Genomic DNA, 18,944 nt, shown 5'->3' on the forward strand with positions numbered 1-18,944 from the left:
CAGGCTTTACCTGTCCGCGGCCCGTAACGCCTAGGCAGACAGGAAGACCCAAATGACCCCTCCGAGTGATTTCAACGACCGCATGCTTTCGCTGGGCCTCGCCCGCGTGTCGGAAGCGGCTGCTCATGCCTCCGCCGACCTGATCGGTCGCGGCGACGAGAAAGCTGCCGACCAGGCGGCGGTGAACGCGATGCGCGATCAGCTCAACAAGCTGGAAATCCGCGGCACCGTGGTCATCGGGGAAGGCGAGCGCGACGAGGCGCCGATGCTGTATATCGGCGAGGAAGTCGGTCAGGGCGTCGGCCCGGAAGTGGATATCGCGCTCGACCCGCTGGAAGGCACCACGCTGACCGCGAAGGACATGCCCAACGCGCTGACCGTGATCGCGATGGCGCCGCGCGGCACGATGCTGCACGCGCCCGACGTCTACATGGACAAGCTGGCCATCGGTCCGGGCTACGAGAAGGACGTGGTCTCGCTCGACATGACCCCGACCGAGCGCGTTCAGGCGCTGGCCAAGGCGCAAGGCGTCGAGACCAAGGACATCGCGGTCTGCATCCTCGACCGTCCGCGCCATGAGGACATGATCGCCGAGGTCCGCGAGACCGGTGCGAAAATCCGCCTGATCACCGATGGCGACGTGGCGGGCGTCATTCACTGCGCCGAGCCGGATTTCACCGGCATCGACATGTATATGGGCTCGGGCGGCGCGCCTGAGGGCGTGCTGGCGGCCTCGGCGCTGAAATGCATGGGCGGCCAGATGTGGGGCAAGCTGTTGTTCCGCAACGACGACGAGCGTGGCCGTGCGAAGAAGGCCGGGATCACCGATCTCGACAAGGTCTATACGCGCGACGAGATGGTGCGTTCGGACGTGATCTTCGCCGCGACCGGTGTGACCAACGGGTCCATCGTGAAGGGCGTGAAGCGCGAGCCGACCTATATCGAATCCGAGACGATGCTGATGCGCTCGAAAACCGGCTCGCTGCGCCGCGTGATCTACCGCAACCCGGTGAAGTGATTGGACGCTGGGGGGCTCCGCGCCCCGTCGCCGATTGGTTCTCGAACCAATGGCGCACCAATCGACGACCCCCAGCGGGATATTTCTGCCAAGAGGAAGAGAAAAGGCCGGAGCGCGATGCTCCGGCCTTTCTTCATTCTGGCTGGCGGTTACTCCGCCGCGTCGGCGTAGCTCTCGACCGGCGGACAGGTGCAGATCAGGTTGCGGTCGCCGAAGACGTTGTCGACCCGGCCCACGGGCGGCCAGTATTTGTCGACCCGGAAGGCGCCTGCCGGGAAACAGCCCTGTTCGCGGGTGTATTTCCGGTCCCAATCGGCCACGAGGTCTTCCACCGTATGCGGCGCATGGCGCAGCGGGCTGTCCTCGGGGGTAATCTCGCCCGCCTCGATATCGCGGATTTCATCACGGATCGAAAGCATCGCGGTGATGAAGCGATCGATCTCGGCCTTAGTCTCGGATTCGGTGGGCTCCACCATCAGCGTGCCGGCGACCGGCCAGCTCATCGTGGGCGCGTGGAAACCGTTATCCATCAGACGTTTGGCGATGTCGTCCACCGTCACGCCCACCTCCGCGAAGGGCCGCGTGTCGATGATGCATTCATGCGCGACACGGCCACGGTTGCCCATGAAGAGGATCGGGTAGCCCTCTTTCAGCTTCGCGGCGATGTAGTTCGCAGCGAGGATCGCCACGCGGGTCGCCTGCGTCAGGCCCGGCCCGCCCATCATCAGGATATAGGCCCAGGAGATCAGCAGGATCGAGGCCGAGCCATAAGGCGCGGCACTCACCGGCCCCTCGTCTCCGCCGGTCTCGGGATGGCCCGGCAGGAAGGGCGCGAGGTGCGACTTCACGCCGATCGGCCCCATGCCAGGACCGCCGCCACCATGCGGGATCGCGAAGGTCTTGTGCAGGTTGAGGTGGCTGACGTCCGAGCCGATCTCCCCCGGCTTCACCAGCCCCACCAGCGCGTTGAGGTTCGCACCGTCGAGATAGACCTGACCGCCATATTCGTGGGTGATGTCGCAGATGCGCTTCACCGTCTCCTCAAAGACGCCATGGGTCGAGGGATAGGTGATCATGCAGGCCGCGAGCTTGTCGCCTGCCTCTGCCGCCTTCGCCTCGAAATCCTCCAGATCCACATCGCCGTTTGGCGCCGAGTTCACCACCACGACCTTCATCCCCGCCATATGCGCCGAAGCCGGGTTCGTGCCATGCGCCGACATCGGGATCAGGCAGACATCGCGCTGATCGTCGCCATTGGCGCGGTGATAGGCGGCGATGGTCAGCAGCCCCGCATATTCCCCCTGCGCGCCCGAATTGGGCTGCATCGAGAACGCGTCATAGCCGGTGATCTCGCACAGCTTCGCGGTCAGATCGTCGATCATCTCTGCATAGCCCTGCGCCTGATCGAGCGGCACGAACGGGTGCAGCGAGCCGAATTCCGGCCAGGTGAGCGGCATCATCTCGGCGGCTGCGTTGAGCTTCATCGTGCAGGACCCGAGCGGGATCATCGCACGGTCGAGCGCGAGGTCACGATCCGAGAGACGACGCATGTAGCGCATCATCTCGGATTCGGCGCGATTCATGTGGAAGACCGGATGGGTGAGGTAGTCGCTCTCGCGCAGTAGCGCATCCGGCACCGCCGGTTGCGTGGCCTCGGGGGCGGGTTCGGTGATCCCGAACGCGTCGAGCACCTTGGCCACCACGCCCGGATCGCTGGTCTCGTCGAGCGAAATCCCGACCCGGTCGCGGCCCACCTTGCGCAGGTTGATCCCGCGATGACGGGCGGCAGCGAGGATGCCCTGCTGGCCCACGCCCACCTCGACGGTGATCGTGTCGTAGAAATTCGCAGGCTCCACCAGAGCGCCTGCCGCTTTCAACGCCTCGGCCAGTTGCACGGTCAGCAGGTGCACCCGTTCCGAGATCGCACGCAGACCGACGGGGCCGTGGAAGACCGCATAGAAGCTCGCCATGACGGCCAGAAGCGCCTGCGCGGTGCAGACATTCGAGGTCGCCTTCTCGCGGCGGATATGCTGCTCGCGGGTCTGCAGGCTCAGGCGATAAGCACGGTTGCCGTGGCTGTCGATGGAGACACCGACGATCCGCCCCGGCATCGCGCGCTTCATCTTGTCGGTGGAGGACATGAAGGCCGCATGCGGGCCGCCATAGCCCATCGGCACGCCGAAGCGCTGCGCGGAGCCCACGGCGATATCCGCGCCCATCGCGCCCGGCTCTTTGAGCAGGCACAGCGCCAGAAGATCGGTCGCAACCACGGCCACGGCCTTCGCGGCATGGAGCGCCTCGCATTCGGCGGTGAAGTCGCGGACATGGCCGTAGGTGCCCGGATATTGGAAAATCGCGCCGAAGACCTTCTCGGCCTCCAGCATCTCGGGCGCGCCCACGATCACTTCGATCCCGAGCGGCTCGGCGCGGGTCTGGATCACGCCGATGGTCTGCGGGTGGCAGTTCTCGTCGACGAAGAAGGCGGTGGCCTTCGACTTCGACACGCGCTGCGCCATCGCCATGGCTTCCGCCGCCGCCGTCGCCTCGTCCAGAAGCGAGGCATTGGCGACCGGCAGGCCGGTCAGGTCCGACACCATCGTCTGGAAGTTCAGAAGCGCCTCAAGACGTCCCTGCGCAATCTCGGGCTGGTAGGGCGTGTAGGCCGTATACCAGGCCGGGTTCTCGAGGATATTGCGCTGGATCGCGGGCGGCGTGACCGTGCCGTAATAGCCCTGCCCGATCAGGCTGGTCATCACGCGGTTCTTCTTGGCGACGTCCTGCATCTTCTGCAGGAGGCCGTATTCGGTCAGCGGCGCCCAGCCCAGCGGCTCGGCCTGACGGATGCTTTTCGGCACCGTCTCGGCGATCAGCGCGTCGAGGTCCGGCGCCCCCACGGCTTTGAGCATCTCCTCCATCTCGGCCGGTGAGGGTCCGATATGGCGGCGATTGGCGAAATCGTAACTGTCGTAAGTCGTGGGGGTGAAGGTCATGGATATTACCCGATGAAGTCTTTGTAAGCGGCCTCGTCCATGAAGCCGTCGAGCGCGGAGGCGTCGGCGAGTTTCATCTTGAAGAACCACGCCTTGCCCAGCGGGTCTTCGTTCACGAGGCCCGGATTGTCGGCGAGATCCTCGTTGATCTCGACGATCTCGCCACCCAGCGGCGCGAGGATGTCGGAGGCGGCCTTGACCGACTCGATCACGCAGATCTCGTCGCCCTTCTCGACCGTGTCGCCCACATCGGGCAGTTCGACGAAAACGACATCGCCCAATTGCTCGGAAGCGTGCTCGGTGATGCCGACGATCACAACGTCGCCTTCAGTTTTGAGCCATTCGTGGTCTTCGGTGAATTTCATGTAACGTCTCCCGATTGGTTGTTCAGCGTTTGTAAGTGGCAGGGCGGAAGGGCATCGGCACGACCTTGGCGGGCAGACGTTTGCCGCGCACCTCGCCATAGACGGTAGTGCCTTCCTCGGTGCCCGCGGGCAGATAGGCCATCGCCATAGGCGCTTCGATCGAGGGGCCAAAGCCGCCCGAGGTCACGCGCCCGATCGGATCGCCACCCTCGGCCTCGGCGAAAATCTCGACGCCCTCGCGCATCGGCGCGCGGCCCTCGGGGCGCAGGCCGAGGCGCAGGCGGCTCGGGCCGTTTTCCAGTTCGCTCAGGATGCGATCCGCGCCGGGGAAGCCGCCTTCGCGCTCGCCTCCCTTGCGACGCACCTTCTGGATCGCCCAGGCGATGTTGCCCTCGACCGGGGTCGTGGTGGTGTCGATATCATGCCCGTAGAGGCAAAGCCCCGCTTCGAGCCGAAGGCTGTCGCGCGCGCCCAGACCGATCGGCTCCACCGCCTCATCGGCGAGCAGTTTGCGGGCGAATTCCACCGCGCGGTCGGCAGGCACGGAAATCTCGTAGCCGTCTTCACCGGTATAGCCCGAGCGCGAAATCCAAAGCTCCGTCCCGTTCCAGTGATAGACGCCCACATCCATGAAGCGCATCTTGGCGGTGCCGGGCACCAGAGCCTCGAGCACGCCCTCTGCGGCGGGCCCTTGCAGAGCCAAGAGCGCGCGGTCGGTGAGTTCCTCGACCGATTCCAGATGCGCCCGCATGTGCGCAATGTCGTCTTCCTTGCAGGCCGCGTTCACCACGACGAACAGATGATCGCCACGGTTCGCCACCATCAGGTCATCGAGAATGCCGCCATTCTCATCGGTAAACATCGCATAGCGCTGGCGGCCCTCTTTCAGCCCCATCAGGCTGACCGGCACCAGCGCCTCGAACGCCTCGGCAGCGCCTTCGCCCGGCACGATCACCTGCCCCATGTGGCTGACATCGAACAGCCCCGCCTTGGCGCGGGTGTGCAGATGTTCCTTCATCACGCCCAGCGGGTATTGCACGGGCATCTCGTAGCCCGCGAAAGGCACCATCTTGGCGCCCAGTTCCAGATGCAGATCGTATAGCGGTGTGCGTTTCAACTCGCTCATCGCGGCCTCCCCTTCAGCCGGATGATCCGGCATCGATTCATGAGCCTTCCGGCTCGCCCGATGCCCCCTCTGTCCGTGCCTGCCATGCAGACGCCTGAGATCGTTATCCCTTCGGCGGATGCCGCGATTGCGCGCCGCATCACTCTCCAGAGTCCTTCGTCGGGCACGGTCCTTTTGCCTGAGAGTTTACCGGGGCGGTTGCTCCTTCGGCACCGAGGTTTCCCCCGGATTCTCCCGTATCCAACTTCTCCCGATTACCTGAGGCCCCGCGCAACTGACAAGCCCCAATCGCCAAAACCGCCGCTTTGCCGCCGAAAACGACCTCACGAGGTCGCGAATTGCCCAAACAAAAAGCGCGAGGGGCTCTCCCCTCGCGCCTTTGGAATTGGTTGTGCAAGCCTGCGGCGGAGCCGTCAGCCGCGCGCCGGAACCTTGTGCAGAAGCGGCATCAACTCGCCCATATCGGGCCCGTGCGCCATGCCGGTCACGGCCTTGCGCAGCGGCATGAACAGCCCCTTGCCCTTGCGCCCGGTCGCTTCCTTCACCTCCGCGGTCCAGTCCTTCCACGTGGTGTCGGAATAGGGCGGCGCGGGCAGCATCGTCATGGCCTGCGCGATGAAGTCGCGATCTTCCTCGTCGATCGACGGCTCCGCCCCGTTCAGACACAGATCGGCCCAGCCCTTCAGATCGTCGAGCTTGTCGATATTTTGCGAGGCGACCTTCCAGAAGCGCTCGCGCTGATCCTCGGGGATGCCGAGTTCCGCAATCCGGTCCGCCACGGCCGAGAACGGCAGGTGCTGGTTGCGCGCGCGGGTCAGCGGGATCAGGTCTGCCGGGTCGAATTTCGTCGGCGCCGAGCCGAAATGGTTCAGCTCGAACCCGTCGGCCAGCTCGTCGATCGACATTTTCAGCTCGATCGGCTGGCTCGAACCCAGACGCGCCATCATCGACAGCAGCGCCTCGGGGGCGATGCCTTCGGCGCGCAGATCGCGGATCGAGAGCGCGCCAAGGCGCTTCGACAGTTCCTCGCCCTGCGGGCCGGTCAGCAGCGAATGGTGCGCGAAGCTCGGAACCTTGCCGCCGATCGCCTCGATGATCTGGATCTGCGTCGCGGTATTGGTGACGTGGTCGCCGCCGCGCACGATATGGGTGATGCCCATATCCGCGTCGTCGACCGGTGAGGCGAAGGTATAGAGCACCTGCCCCGAGGCCTTGATCAGCACCGGGTCGGACACGGAGGCCGCGTCGATCGACAGATCGCCGAGGATGCCGTCTTTCCACTCGATCCGCTCAAGCTCGAGCTTGAAGCGCCAGTAACCTTCCTTGCCTTCCGCGCGCATCGCGTCTTTTTCGGCATCCGACAGATGCATCGACGCGCGGTCATAAACCGGCGGCTTGCCCATGTTCAGCTGTTTCTTGCGCTTGAGGTCCAGTTCGGTCGGGCTCTCGAAACATTCATAAAGCTTACCGTCAGCCTTCAGCTGCTCGGCCACTTCGGCATAGCGGTCCAGACGCAGCGACTGACGCTCTTCCCGGTCCCATTCGATGCCGAGCCATTCGAGATCCTGCTTCAGCGCGTCGATATATTCCTGCTTCGAACGCTCCTGATCGGTATCGTCGAGGCGCAGGATGAATTGACCGCCGGTCTTGCGGGCGATCAGGTAGTTCATCAGCGCGGTGCGCAGGTTGCCGACATGGATATAGCCGGTGGGCGACGGGGCGAAACGGGTAACGGTGGTCATCTGGGCAAACTCCTGTTGGCGCCTGCTCTTTCACAAGGCGGCCCGTTTGTCCATATGAGGGGCCATGCGGCGCGTGCAGAGCGGCTTGGAGGGTGCGATGAGCGAGGGTTACGACTGGGCGGAGGTCACGGCGCCGGGCATCGAGGAAATCGAGGCGCTGGCCGAGGCCGCACGCGCGGCGCTTCCGCCGGAATTCGCCCGCGCCGCGCAAGGTGTCGCGATCCGGGTGGAAGACTTTGCCTCCGAGGCGATGCTCGCCGATCTGGGCATCGAGGACCCTTTCGAACTGACCGGGCTTTATGACGGCATCCCGCTGACCGAGAAATCCGTGATGGACCCCGGCGGCCACACGGATGTGATCTGGCTCTTCCGCCGCCCGATCCTCGACGAGTGGATTTCGCGCGGAAACGAGCCCCTCGGAACACTCGTCACCCATATTTTCGTGCATGAATTGGCACATCATCTGGGGTGGTCCGACGCGGATATTTCGTCGATCGATCGCTGGTGGGAGTGAACCGAAGCGGCTCACGCAACGTTCACGACTCTGTGGAAGCGGCGCGATGCGCTAGACTTCGACCTGCGAAGACCAACCATCGAGAGGGAGAGACCCGATGACCAGGACCTTCATGACCCGCCGTGCAGCACTAAAAACCGCCGCTTTCCTGCCCGCCGCCCCTGCGCTTCTGACCGGGACCGGCGCCGCCGCGCAAAGCTCGAACGAAGCCCCGCCCGCGATCCCGCGCTATCGCCGGATGCAGATGGGCGATCTGACGATTACCACGCTGCTCGCCGGATCGCGCGAGCTGGAAAACCCGCAGACGATCTTCGGCATGAATGCCAGCCCCGAGGACTTCGCGGCCGTCTCGGAAGACGCCTATATCCCCGCCGATAAGTCTCTGAATTTCTTCACGCCGACTCTGATCGAGACCGGGTCGGAGAAAATCCTCTTCGACACCGGCCTGTCGCCAGATGGCATCACCTCGGCGCTTGCCGCAGCCGGACATGCGCCCGAGGACATCACCCATGTCGTGATCACCCATATGCATGGCGACCATATTGGCGGGCTGATGGGCGATGGCGGAGAGACCTTCGCCAATGCCGCCTATATCACCGGGCAGAAAGAATTCGACCACTGGTCGAACGCGGGCAACGACACGTTCGAGGCCAAGGTCCGTCCCCTGGCCGAGAAGATTAGCTATCTCGAGGGCGGCGATTCAGTCGTCTCCGGCATCTCGGCGGTCGAGGCGTTCGGACATACGCCGGGCCATATGGCCTTCATGGTGGAGTCGGGCGGCAAGGGGCTGATGCTCGCCGCCGATACGTCGAACCACTATGTCTGGTCGCTTCAGCGGCCCGATTGGGAAGTGAAATACGACATGGACAAGGAGATGGCGGCGAAGACCCGCAAGGAGCTTCTGGGCCGTGTCGCCGCCGACAAGCTGGCCTTCATCGGCTATCACATGCCCTTCCCCGGCGTCGGCCATCTCGAGGCGCTGGACACCGGCTTCCACTTCCATCCGATTACCTATCAGCTCAACGTCTGATCCGTGATGCGTGCGGGTCCAACTCGCACGGAGAGTTTCAGGCGCGCGCCCGACCGGCGCGCGCTTTTCTTATGTCACCCCGCTGAGAGAGGGGCATGCCTCTAAGAACCACGACTGGCTGCGCCCCACCCGTCAGGCGGCGGCATCGCCCTCATGCAACTCCATGCGCACAAGGGTCTGGTTGAGCAGGATATAGGCGATCTCGCCGAACGTGACGGGGCCGGTGAAGCCGCCGGTGCGCTGTCCTTCCAACTCGCCGTAGAGATAGTTCAGGATACAGTTGCACGAATATTCGTTGGCACCTTTGCCCCCCGCGCCTTCAGCGAAGGCCTGCGCGTAGGAGCCCAGCGCCTGCGCCAGACGGTACTCGACCCCTTCGACGACGGGGGCGTAGAATTTCACCTTGCCTGCCTCGGCATCGACCTCCTGGATCGAGACATTGACGAGCGTGCCTGCGTAATTTGCAACCAGAGGCAGGCGTGTGTCGAGCTCATGCTCGGCGATGTAGCGGGCGAGATTGACCTCTTGCCCGTCGACCGTAACAGTCTCTGCCTCAAAGCCGCCTTTGGGGAAGGTAAAACGTACCGCCTCGGCCTCGCCTTGGGCGAAGATATTGAGAATGTCGAGATCGGCCGCGACGCCGTCGGGCAGCTCGACATGCAGCAGCACCGCCCCCTCGTCATACGCCGCGCCCGTCGCGCCGTCGAACACCTTCGGCGCGCGTTTGCCCAGCTCGTCGAGATGCACCCCGGTGATCCAGCCCGCCAGCGGCTGATCGAAGAGGCCGGGATAGCCCTGCCCCTCCACCGCGAAGTCGGAATGCGCCACCGAGAAGGCGGGGATCATGATCATGGTGAAGCCATTTTCGGCGTAGCCTTCGGAAATCTTCGGCAGATCGCCCACGTCGACCCAACGCGGCACCGCGCCCGTCGCCCGCTGGAACCGGGTGCAGAACAGCTTGTCACGCACCACCGCCCCGCCCTCTTCGGTGACGAAGTAAACGGTGGTGCCGCCGATCCATTTCCCGCGCGGGAGCTGCGCCAGAAGCGCCTCGTCCCCCGCCACGACCATGACGTCACCCGCCTCGATCCGCGCGGCGGCCTCGGCCACGCTCAACATCTCATTTTTCATCCCGGATCCCCTCTCGAGCCTAGAACGCCGCGACATCGCCGGCGGCAAAAGCATTTTTCGTCACGAACTCACGCAGCTCCGCGATCTTGTCGCCAAGCGAGGCCGGGCGCGCGGCCACCTCGCGACGCAAGCGCGCAATCAAGATCTTCGTTGCCAGCGACGCCGCACTCAAATCGCTCTGACTCGTCAAAACCCGCTTCCATCGCGGATCATCGGCACCCGGGACCATCCTCACACTCCTTTGAAACAGCACGGGAGCGGTCATAGCGCACCATCCCTTAACACTGCGTTGACAGGCGCGCGCCCCGCGCCGCAAAGTCGGGCTCTGGGCCAAAAGGAGACGCGATGACCTCGATCCTCACGATCACGCTCAACCCGACGGTCGATCTGTCGATCGAGACCCCCGAGGTCGCCCCCGAGCGCAAGCTGCGCTGCACGCGGCCGCTCACCGATCCGGGCGGCGGCGGCCTGAATGTCAGCCGCGCGATCGCCGCTCTGGGGGGCAATTCGACGGCTTTCGTGGCCCTTGGCGGGACCACTGGCGACCGGGTGATGCGGCTTCTGGCCGAGGCCGGGATCGCCGTCTTCCCCTTCCCCGCGCCGGGCGAGACGCGGATGAGCCTGACCGCCACGGATCAAAGCACGGGCGCGCAATATCGCTTCGTGATGCCGGGACCGGACTGGGGCGCGCGCGATGTCGCCAAAGCGCTCAGCCGGATCGCGCGGGCCGCGCCCGAAGGCGGGATCGTGGTTCTGTCGGGCTCGCAACCGCCCGGTGTGCCCGAAGATTTCCCCGCGCGTCTGGCGACGAAGATGGCGCGGACCAAGGCGCGGCTTTTCCTCGACACGTCCGGCGAGGCCCTGCACCAGCTGATGGAACGCAAGGCGCAACCTGCCGACGTGCTGCGGATGGACGAGCTGGAGGCCGAGGGGCTGGCGGGTCGCAAACTGCCCGAACGCCGGGATAGCGCCGATTTCGCCCAAGGCCTCGTGCAGCGCGGGCTGGCCCATGCGGTGATCGTCGCGCGCGGCGCGGACGGCAATGTGTTGGCCACCAAGGACGCGCGCTGGTTCGCCGTGGCGCCGAAGGTCGACGTGGTGTCGAAAGTGGGCGCGGGCGACAGTTTCGTGGGGGCCTTCACGCTGGCGCTTTCCCGCGGCAAGAACTTCCGCGAGGCGTTACAGCACGGCGCCGCGGGCGCAGCGGCCGCCGTGACCACCCCTGCGACCGATCTGTGTTCCGCCGCGATGGTGCGCCGCCTCCTGCCGCATTGCCCGGTCGAACCGGTCTGAGCACTCTGCCCCTTTGCCTCGCGGCACCTGCGCGTTATGAAAGCGCCAAAGGAGCGCCGCCCATGCTGAAGACCCGCATCATTCCCTGTCTCGACGTCGCCGATGGCCGCGTCGTGAAAGGCGTCAATTTCGTGAACCTGATCGACGCGGGCGACCCGGTCGAGGCCGCCAAGGCCTATGACGCGGCGGGCGCCGACGAGCTGTGTTTCCTCGACATCCACGCGACGCATGAGAACCGCGGCACGATGTTCGATTTGGTGACCCGCACCGCCGAGCAATGTTTCATGCCGCTCACCGTGGGCGGTGGTGTGCGCACCCATGAGGACGTGCGCGCGCTTCTGCTGGCGGGGGCCGACAAGGTCTCGTTCAACTCCGCCGCCGTGGCCGATCCGAACGTGATCACCGAAGCCGCCGACCGCTTCGGCTCGCAATGCATCGTCTGCGCGATCGACGCCAAGACGGTGGAGCCGGGCCGCTGGGAAATCTTCACCCATGGGGGCCGAAAATCCACCGGGATCGACGCGGTGGAATTCGCGCGCACCGTGACTGCAAAGGGCGCTGGGGAAATCCTGCTGACCTCGATGGATCGCGACGGCACGCGCGCGGGCTTCAATCTGGAGCTGACGAAGGCGATCTCGGACGCGGTGGACGTGCCGGTGATCGCTTCCGGCGGCGTCGGCAATCTCGATCATCTGGTGGAAGGCGTGACCAAGGGCGGGGCCTCGGCCGTGCTCGCCGCCTCGATCTTCCACTTCGGCGAATACACGATCCGCGAGGCCAAAGAATACATGGCCGCCGCGGGCATTCCGATGAGGCTGCAATGAGCATTCTTGACCAACTCGCCGCGACCATCGAGAGCCGCAAGGGCGCGGATCCCGACACGTCGTGGACCGCGAAGCTGCTCGCCAAGGGCCCGGAAAAATGCGCCGAGAAATTCGGTGAGGAAGCGGTGGAAGCGATCATCGCCGCAGCGAAGGACGACCGCGAGAACCTGACCTATGAGGCGGCGGATGTGCTCTATCACCTCTTGGTGATGCTGGCGGCGCGCGACGTGAAGTTGGCCGATGTGCTGGCCGAACTGGAGCGCCGCGAAGGGACGTCCGGCATCGCCGAGAAAGCCGCGCGCAGCTGAGGGGCGCTGCCCCTCTGCCTTGCGGCATTCACCCCGGGATATTTTCCAAGAGCGAAGGGGCGGCCCGTGCCTGCCTTCGCTCTTGCCGAAATATCCCGGGGGTGAGGGCTTCGCCCGAGGGGGCAGCGCCCCCAGTTTGACCGTTATTTGCCGTCTCTTGCGAAATACGTCGGCGAGTACCTTCGGCTGGTCTGCCGCGGAAAGCAAATCGCCGAGATCTATCGAGATCTCGGCGTTCATACGACTTTCGTCATTTGGGTCGGGTAGCAGCGTCACCCTCCCTATCAGCGCTGATAAGTGCTCGTTTGCGAGATGCACCCAAGCCGGGTCGTTCAGCACCTCTTCGAGCCTCTCCAGCACCTGCTCAAGGGCTCGAGGCGCGCTTTCGACGAGAGGTGCCGTCGGCTTTCCGGTGCTGAGGCGAGAGATTTCTTCGGTCAATTTCACCTGCTGCGCCTCGAGTTCGTTCATACGCGCCTTTAGTTGGGCAAACGGCGCTCCTTCCTCCAACGATCGCACGAGCGTGCGCAGGCCCTTCTCTGTTCGCGCCAGTGCAGCACGTTTAGCGGTTAGCTCCGCATCAGGCGGGTTTTTGCGAAGCTCCTGAATCTCTTGCTTCAATGCGGCGTCGAACGCCTTGGAAAGGCTTTCCGAAGCGAGCGGTGCCCGGAGCGCCGCGAAGACGCGCGCTTCGATCTCTTCGCGCTTGATGTACGATCGGTTCCGGCAGGCTCCCTTGATGTTCTCAGCGCAGCCGTACGCATCTTTCGACCGCATGACGAAACTCCGCCCACAGCAGCCGCATTTGAGAAGCCCACTCAGGAGGTATTTCTTCCGTCGCGCCCCCTCGGGGTTGTCGCGAGTGGTGACTTTGCGTCGGGTCTTCGTGGCGCGCGCCTGTACCGTTTCCCAGAGCTCGTCGGAAACGATCCTCAGTGCCGGGATCTCGATTTCTTCAACCCGATCGGGCGTCGCTTCGATGATGCTCGCTTCTGTCTCGGGATGGACCCGCTTCGTCGTACGAAACATCAGCACGCGCCCGGTGTAGATCGGGTTGTGCAGAATACCTTCTTGGCGCTCGATGTTGCCTCGGATTGTTCTTGATTCCCACGTCCCGCCACGCGGTGCGGGGATCCCCTCGCTATTCAGCCTCCGCGCGATCGCGAGGGCGGACTGCCCGTCGGCGAACGCCTGAAAAATCCGACGCACTATCGCAGCCTGCTCGGGATCGACCTCTCGGTTGTGATCGCCAGAACCCTCGGATTTGCGGTAGCCGTAAGGGCGCATATGGAACGTCCCACGTTTCAGCGCCGCTTGCATGCCACGTTTAGTATGGATGCTCACGTTGTTCGAATATTCGCGCGCACCCCAAGCTGTGAGCATGACCGACATGAAATTCTGAGATCCTTCTGCAAGCGAGTGCAGTTCAACATTCGCGAAGCTCATCAGATCGAAGACTTGAAGCGCGTGGGTCACGTTACGTGTAAGACGGTCGATTGCTTCGACGACGACGACATCGACTGCTCCCCGTCGGATCGCCTCGCGCAGTTCCAGAAGACCGGGGCGTTGGCCGAGGCGCCCGGATATTTCCGAGTCCGAAAAGCGCTGTGTCACGGTCCAGCCCTGTGTCTGCACAAACCGCTCCGCCATGTCGAACTGATCGTCGATCGAGGTCGGTTTTTGAAGTTTCGAGCTGTAGCGTGCATAGACTGCGACCCGTTTAGTCATCGTCGTTTACTCCTGAATTTGGCCCGGACCCGGAGCTGCATTCTCATTTGCCGCGTGCAGACGATGCGCTTCGACGCGTGCGAGGAAGCGGACGAATTGCTCCGCCGATACGATCTGGGAGAAGTCATGGGATGCCGGGGTGTCGCCGTTGTCGTTCGCGGCGGGACGGCTGGTGAAATCGCGGGGGTGAAAGGACATTTTTGGCTCCAGAAAATTTATTCTGGATTCAATATTCGTTCGACCAGTTGGAGCGACTCCATCAAAGTCGAAGAAAATTGTGAGTCCCTTGTTTTTATTAGGCTTTCAGATTTCATATGAAATCATCTTCCAGCCTCCGCTTCAAATTAGCTGGTATTGAGGGAAAGTCGGGCGCGCCGGTTCCGTTTGGTTTGTGGAGCAAGTGCGGAAAGGTTTCTATGGCGCGCCCGGGCGGGTTCACACCGCCATATCTGACGCAATTTCGCGTCGTATCTCGGTCATGCGGCTCGCAGGATGCCGGGCTCGCAATCGTTGGCAAGGCCCCCTGCAATGCAGTACGAGCCGTTAATAGCATCTCGGATCTGACGGATAGCTGTGTCGATATTCCGCTCGAGTTCTTCGTCAGGTTCAACTCGTGCCAAGTGCCGCAAGAGGCTTGCACCGCAATCACGAAAATCCTCGCCGAGTACCTCGCCGCGTGTCACGATTTCCTGGAAAAAATTGCGATCTTCCTCGGTGCCGAACAAGCACACGGGAGGCAAGACGTCGAGCGCCTCGAGAGCTGCGCGCGCCGTCGAGATCACGTCGTCAATCGGGTTCATTTGATGAAACATCTGGCATCCTCTCGAAGCTGAACGGTGGGCGCTGCGGCCCTCACTTGCAGGGCCGCAGCGATCGTAGTTCAGCCGCCCATCGGGCGATCCTGGAGTCACGCATCGCAACGTGGACTGCCGAGAGCATCCAGCGCCATCTGAAGCCACTTGGCCTGTCCTTTCAGATGGTCGCGGATCTTGCGTAGATCCACCGGTGCAGCATGATAGACGACATAGGGAGCAGCCGGCTCGAAGCCGAACCTCGGTCCGAGACGCATCCATCCGTCTTCAAAACGCACCCAGTTCAGATCATCATCGAGTGCGATGATCGCGCGCGTCGTTCGTACTCGGGACCGTCCGCTGGCTTCCGTGATGCGGCCCACGAGCGAGAGGTCATTGAAGGCGGTGAACAGCGACCAATCGTCGATAACGGGCGCGTTCGCCAGTTCTTGCGGAGTCGGGCGCTCGGTTGCGGCAGCGACGATTGTCGTAAGCAGATCGCGCTCAGCGCGGAGTTCCTCGCGCGTCATTTCGGACGGGTGTTTTGCGTGGGTCATGTCGGGGCCTTTCAAATGTAGAATGGGAGAGAAACAGAGCTGCAAGATCCGTCCGCCTTGGAAAGCAGGCGGACGGACGCTGCAGCCCAATGGGGCGCGTCGTTCACGGTTTCAGGAGGCGCTTCGGACGATAGATCTCGACGCGCGGCTTGAGCCGCGATCGGATTTCCATTCGAACGTTCGCGAGCATCTTATCGACGGCTTCGAACTGCGCTCGCTGTGCGGAGCCCAGTCGACCAATCCGCGCGTTGCGTTCGAACAATTCGGAGCCGATCGAGATGAAAAGACGATGCGACGCACGGAACACGGTCGGTCGAAAGAGGCCGCAAGCTTTGGCCTCTTCGAAACCGTCAACGACGATGTCATCAGGCCGCAACAGCCGACCCTCGGGGCTCAGCCCAGGCGCCACGATATTCATCGGCGCATCGCCGATACGACCCCGAGAAAGCAGTAAGCAGGGCCGTGTGCCGGGCGGAATATCGAACTCCCCGTCGGGCCTTCGATCAGAGGCGTACGGGAAGCGCATCAGGAAAATATCACCTGGCTTGAGCTGCCCACCCGGCAGCAGGTGAAGGTGTCGATCATGGAGCATGAGAGCCTCGTTTTTTGAGTAGAGAAAACGACGCGCAACACCTCACCACTTCACCGATACGCGGCCTCGTGGCGTGGCTTGATTGCGTGCGTCAAAGACGCTGCACGCAAGCAAGGCATGCCTCGAGGTTTCCCCTCCCGCGGAACGTTGATCGCCCGCCTACGGGCAGATCTCGCGAGTGCCGGGGAGAGCGGCGAGAGGGGTGACATCCCTCTCGACCCGCCGGGGGCGCTGGGAGAGTTCGGAGAGGGTGGCGAGCGCCTCTTCGATCCGCCGGATGGGCGCCTTAGGGTGCAGGGAAAGTGGCGAACGATCCCTGCCCTGGGGGGTTGGGGGATGTGGAGCTTCCCCCATGCGGCGCGCAGCGGCGCCGGGGGGTGTCCAGAGGGGGGCTACGCCTCACTTTGGCCGACACGTATTCGAAGCCCTGCGAGAATACGTATAGTCGGTCCCTATAACCTGTTGTCACAGCGCCCGAAGTACGCGGCGGCGCGCACATTTTTTGATCCGCCTGAATTGTCCCTAATTCCCCCGCATCCATCAACCGGGCGCGAGAAAATTTGGATGCAGGGCTATCAATTCGGGCATGTCGAAACCTGGTCCCAGCAAGGGGCTACGAGGTCGGGTGGTAAGGTCGGCCGCGCTCGTAAAAACGGTCAGCGCGCGTGGCGTGCGCAGCAGGTTCTCGACGAAGCCGAGCGTGTCGAAGGAAGCTGTAATCATGTGAGGCGCCCCAATCCGACGCCCCAGATCATTGCGGGCACGTGTGGGTCTTTCGCCGAGCTGCGCGCCGCACATGAGCAAGCCGCGAATGTCACTCAATACTTTCCATATACGGATCCCAAGACCGGCGCGAAGACGACGCGCAAGCGAAGGCTTCGTAAAGATGCGCACACGCTTTATTCGAGCGTGTTCTCGCTTCCGATTACGAGCGCGGAAGCGCGCGCAGATCAGGCGTTGATGAATGAATGCCTTGCGGTCTTGGAAGACTTTGTCGCCTTCGAGAAGGATCGGATCGAAGCGGCGGGTGGGGAGTTTGCGCTCGCTGTTATCCATACTGATGAAGCGCAGATGCACATTCATCTCTTCGCGCTCGATCGCGAGCGAGGGTCGGTGATCGATTTGCATCCAGGACGTGCGGCTTTTGAAGATCGTAGGCGGCATCTGCGTGCATGCGGCTTTGAGCGCTCTCTCTCGAAAGAAGCGGGCGATAAGCTCTATAAAGAAGCGATGCGGGAGTGGCAGGACGAGCTTTACGAAGCGGTCTCGCGTCATACAGGACTGCTGAGGTTCGGCCCGCGGCGCGAGCGTTTGTCGCGCGCGGAATATTGTCTTCGTATGGCCAGCCGTGAACAGAACGCAAAGGATGAAAGTCGGGCTGTGGAGGCCCGGAAAACACGAAAAGCGGCGGAAGGCCTAAAGCGTGCAGCTGACGGTCTCTTCGAGCTCGGCAATGAACAACTCGCGGAGATTGCAGAGGAGCGAGCCGCGCTCGGTCGGGAAAAGGAGCGCGATGAGATTGTGCGTCGAGAAAACGCGGATCAGGTCAACGCGAATGAGTCTCGAGCGCGCGAACTCGACGCTCAGGAAGAGCGGCTGCGGGATGCGAGCCAAGATCTGGTCGCTCAGAAAAAAGAGATAGCGGAGAAAGAGAAGATCGCGGATCGAAAATATCGATCCGCAGATGCCGTTCTCGCGACGGCGGAGCTACTTGGGCAAGCCGAAAATTCACCAGAGCAGGTGCCTGAATTGCTGAAGGCCACGCCGGTGCAGGCGAACGAAAACGTTCGTGCGAAACTGGCCCGTATGAGACGCGCCCCGCATGCAGCGGTGCGCATGGCTGAGATGTTCGGCGCAGCGCTGACACATCTGAAAACGATCGCCCAGTCCGAGGCCGAAGCCTCGGTCGAGAATGAGCGTCGTGAACTCGCCGAAGGCCTCAACGCCGTAACCCGCGTGACCAGCTTCGCGGCGGAACTGATCGCGCCTTTCGTGCCGCCACAGAGCCGTGAAAACGAACACGGCAAACTCAGAAAACTGCTCATGACCGTCGCGCGGGTAAAAACACGAAACGAGCGAAGAAAGCGGGACGAAAAGGGCCGGAGCGGCGATGAACGGTGAGTGCCGCACCGGCCGTCGCGATCATCACGTTTCTGGAGTGTCGTGGCGGTTGGATCCGGAATTGTTCTCGTGCTTTGAGCCTCGCGCCGGGGCCCGCTGTGTGATTTCTGCACGTAGGCCCTCGAGCAATGTAGCACGTTCGGCGAGGCGACCGTTGAGCGCGGCGATCTCGCGATCTGCCTTCTCGAGCTTACACTCGAGAGTACGGATCTGCTTCTCCGTATCGTCGGCACGGAGGCGTTCGGCATCACGGGCTTCCTCAAGGTCGTCGATTACGTCCTCAAGATCTGCGAGTTCCGCGCGTTGGCTCGCTTCACGTCTGCTCTGCATGGTGCGGAGTGTCTCGATTTCGGAGTTCGCGATTTCACATGCAGCTTTCCAGACGGCCTGCGCCAGGCGATCGTTCACTTCCCGAACCGCGTCCGGCATTTCAGGCAGCGCCGCAAGGGCCGTCTGTTCTTCTCGGATGCGTTCGATGACACGCTTCGCGACCGGGTTGAGGTCGCGAAGCGATCCACCGAGAGTTGCGAGCAAATTACGGCGGCTTGGGAAATGCCCATCATGCGCCGACATGTAATGCCGAACTGCGCGTTCGACTTCGATCTCGAAATCGGGCTTCAGCTCGGCGGGGGCGACAGTCTTCATGCTTCATCTCCTGGTAACAGGTAACAGTGGTAACGCCGTTACCGAGCGTTCCCGGCCGGACGTGAAAGCAAAGATTGGCCTCGGCGCGGAAGCACGAAGGATTCTTTTTGTGGTGAGCCCAGCCACGAAAAATCGTATCAATCGGCTTGCAGAGATTGGCGAGGACGAG

Annotated in this window: 18 protein-coding genes, 1 pseudogene and 1 riboswitch; of the genes and pseudogenes, 7 read left to right on the forward strand and 12 right to left on the reverse strand. The window is 63.0% G+C overall.

Features of this window, described 5'->3' with window-relative positions:
• Nucleotides 1–52: 52 nt before the first annotated feature.
• Nucleotides 53–1,018, forward strand: a complete 966-nt coding sequence (gene glpX, locus F8R15_RS00870; RefSeq protein ID WP_078519667.1) for a class II fructose-bisphosphatase — start codon at nt 53–55, stop codon at nt 1,016–1,018.
• A 149-nt stretch (nt 1,019–1,167) separates the two neighbouring features.
• Here glpX and gcvP read toward each other — a convergent pair whose 3' ends face one another.
• From gcvP to gltX, 4 genes are all read right to left on the reverse strand, one after another.
• On the reverse strand, nt 1,168–4,008 hold the full coding sequence (gene gcvP, locus F8R15_RS00875; protein ID WP_152842936.1) for an aminomethyl-transferring glycine dehydrogenase: 2,841 nt from the start codon (nt 4,006–4,008) through the stop codon (nt 1,168–1,170).
• 5 nt (nt 4,009–4,013) lie between these two features.
• Nucleotides 4,014–4,373 carry a glycine cleavage system protein GcvH gene (gcvH, locus tag F8R15_RS00880; protein WP_078599469.1) on the reverse strand — a complete coding sequence of 120 codons (360 nt, stop codon included), beginning with the start codon at nt 4,371–4,373 and terminating at the stop codon, nt 4,014–4,016.
• Between the two features lie 22 nt (nt 4,374–4,395).
• Nucleotides 4,396–5,499 carry a glycine cleavage system aminomethyltransferase GcvT gene (gene gcvT / locus F8R15_RS00885; protein WP_152842937.1) on the reverse strand — a complete coding sequence of 368 codons (1,104 nt, stop codon included), beginning with the start codon at nt 5,497–5,499 and terminating at the stop codon, nt 4,396–4,398.
• A gap of 156 nt (nt 5,500–5,655) precedes the next feature.
• Nucleotides 5,656–5,746: riboswitch (glycine riboswitch) on the reverse strand.
• Between the two features lie 166 nt (nt 5,747–5,912).
• Nucleotides 5,913–7,241, reverse strand: coding sequence for a glutamate--tRNA ligase (gltX, locus tag F8R15_RS00890; RefSeq protein WP_152842938.1), 1,329 nt, complete (start codon nt 7,239–7,241; stop codon nt 5,913–5,915).
• A gap of 97 nt (nt 7,242–7,338) precedes the next feature.
• On the opposite strand from gltX, the gene F8R15_RS00895 reads away from it, so the two are divergent.
• Both F8R15_RS00895 and F8R15_RS00900 read left to right on the forward strand, forming a co-directional pair.
• Complete coding sequence (locus F8R15_RS00895) at nt 7,339–7,755, forward strand: metallopeptidase family protein (protein ID WP_152842939.1); 417 nt, start codon at nt 7,339–7,341, stop codon at nt 7,753–7,755.
• A gap of 97 nt (nt 7,756–7,852) precedes the next feature.
• Nucleotides 7,853–8,785 carry an MBL fold metallo-hydrolase gene (locus F8R15_RS00900; RefSeq protein ID WP_152842940.1) on the forward strand — a complete coding sequence of 311 codons (933 nt, stop codon included), beginning with the start codon at nt 7,853–7,855 and terminating at the stop codon, nt 8,783–8,785.
• Between the two features lie 132 nt (nt 8,786–8,917).
• Here the strand turns inward: F8R15_RS00900 and F8R15_RS00905 are convergent, their stop codons facing one another.
• Entirely contained in the window at nt 8,918–9,916 is a 999-nt protein-coding gene (locus F8R15_RS00905) for a hypothetical protein (protein ID WP_152842942.1), read from the reverse strand.
• Nucleotides 9,917–9,935: 19 nt separating this feature from the next.
• Nucleotides 9,936–10,181 (reverse strand): hypothetical protein, encoded by a 246-nt coding sequence (locus F8R15_RS00910; protein WP_253732307.1) that lies wholly within the window; start codon nt 10,179–10,181, stop codon nt 9,936–9,938.
• 80 nt (nt 10,182–10,261) lie between these two features.
• On the opposite strand from F8R15_RS00910, the gene F8R15_RS00915 reads away from it, so the two are divergent.
• From F8R15_RS00915 to F8R15_RS21340, 3 genes are all read left to right on the forward strand, one after another.
• Nucleotides 10,262–11,209, forward strand: a complete 948-nt coding sequence (locus F8R15_RS00915; protein WP_152842944.1) for a 1-phosphofructokinase family hexose kinase — start codon at nt 10,262–10,264, stop codon at nt 11,207–11,209.
• A 62-nt stretch (nt 11,210–11,271) separates the two neighbouring features.
• The gene (gene hisF, locus F8R15_RS00920) at nt 11,272–12,033 is read left to right on the forward strand and encodes an imidazole glycerol phosphate synthase subunit HisF (RefSeq protein ID WP_078519675.1); all 762 of its coding nucleotides are present in this window, start codon (nt 11,272–11,274) and stop codon (nt 12,031–12,033) included.
• Nucleotides 12,030–12,341, forward strand: a complete 312-nt coding sequence (locus tag F8R15_RS21340) for a phosphoribosyl-ATP diphosphatase (RefSeq protein WP_088719062.1) — start codon at nt 12,030–12,032, stop codon at nt 12,339–12,341. Before hisF ends, F8R15_RS21340 begins: the two co-directional genes overlap by 4 nt.
• A 678-nt stretch (nt 12,342–13,019) precedes the next feature.
• Here the strand turns inward: F8R15_RS21340 and F8R15_RS21730 are convergent.
• From F8R15_RS21730 to F8R15_RS00945, 5 genes and pseudogenes are all read right to left on the reverse strand, one after another.
• Nucleotides 13,020–14,069: pseudogene (locus F8R15_RS21730) on the reverse strand (recombinase family protein); the annotation flags it as partial.
• 6 nt (nt 14,070–14,075) lie between these two features.
• Nucleotides 14,076–14,267 carry a hypothetical protein gene (locus F8R15_RS00930; protein ID WP_038148594.1) on the reverse strand — a complete coding sequence of 64 codons (192 nt, stop codon included), beginning with the start codon at nt 14,265–14,267 and terminating at the stop codon, nt 14,076–14,078.
• A 278-nt stretch (nt 14,268–14,545) separates the two neighbouring features.
• Nucleotides 14,546–14,881, reverse strand: a complete 336-nt coding sequence (locus tag F8R15_RS00935) for a hypothetical protein (RefSeq protein ID WP_152842948.1) — start codon at nt 14,879–14,881, stop codon at nt 14,546–14,548.
• A gap of 95 nt (nt 14,882–14,976) precedes the next feature.
• On the reverse strand, nt 14,977–15,417 hold the full coding sequence (locus F8R15_RS00940) for a hypothetical protein (protein ID WP_152842949.1): 441 nt from the start codon (nt 15,415–15,417) through the stop codon (nt 14,977–14,979).
• A 103-nt stretch (nt 15,418–15,520) separates the two neighbouring features.
• Nucleotides 15,521–16,009, reverse strand: a complete 489-nt coding sequence (locus tag F8R15_RS00945) for a hypothetical protein (RefSeq protein WP_152842950.1) — start codon at nt 16,007–16,009, stop codon at nt 15,521–15,523.
• Between the two features lie 564 nt (nt 16,010–16,573).
• Here F8R15_RS00945 and F8R15_RS00950 point away from each other — a divergent pair.
• A complete protein-coding gene (locus F8R15_RS00950; RefSeq protein ID WP_152842952.1) occupies nt 16,574–18,130 on the forward strand; it encodes a hypothetical protein in 1,557 nt (518 codons plus the stop codon).
• A 24-nt stretch (nt 18,131–18,154) separates the two neighbouring features.
• Here F8R15_RS00950 and F8R15_RS00955 read toward each other — a convergent pair whose 3' ends face one another.
• Complete coding sequence (locus tag F8R15_RS00955) at nt 18,155–18,775, reverse strand: DNA-binding protein (RefSeq protein ID WP_152842953.1); 621 nt, start codon at nt 18,773–18,775, stop codon at nt 18,155–18,157.
• Nucleotides 18,776–18,944 lie beyond the last annotated feature (169 nt).

Source organism: Thioclava sp. JE_KL1 (assembly GCF_009296265.1).
In the GTDB taxonomy this organism is placed as follows: Bacteria; Pseudomonadota; Alphaproteobacteria; order Rhodobacterales; family Rhodobacteraceae; genus Thioclava.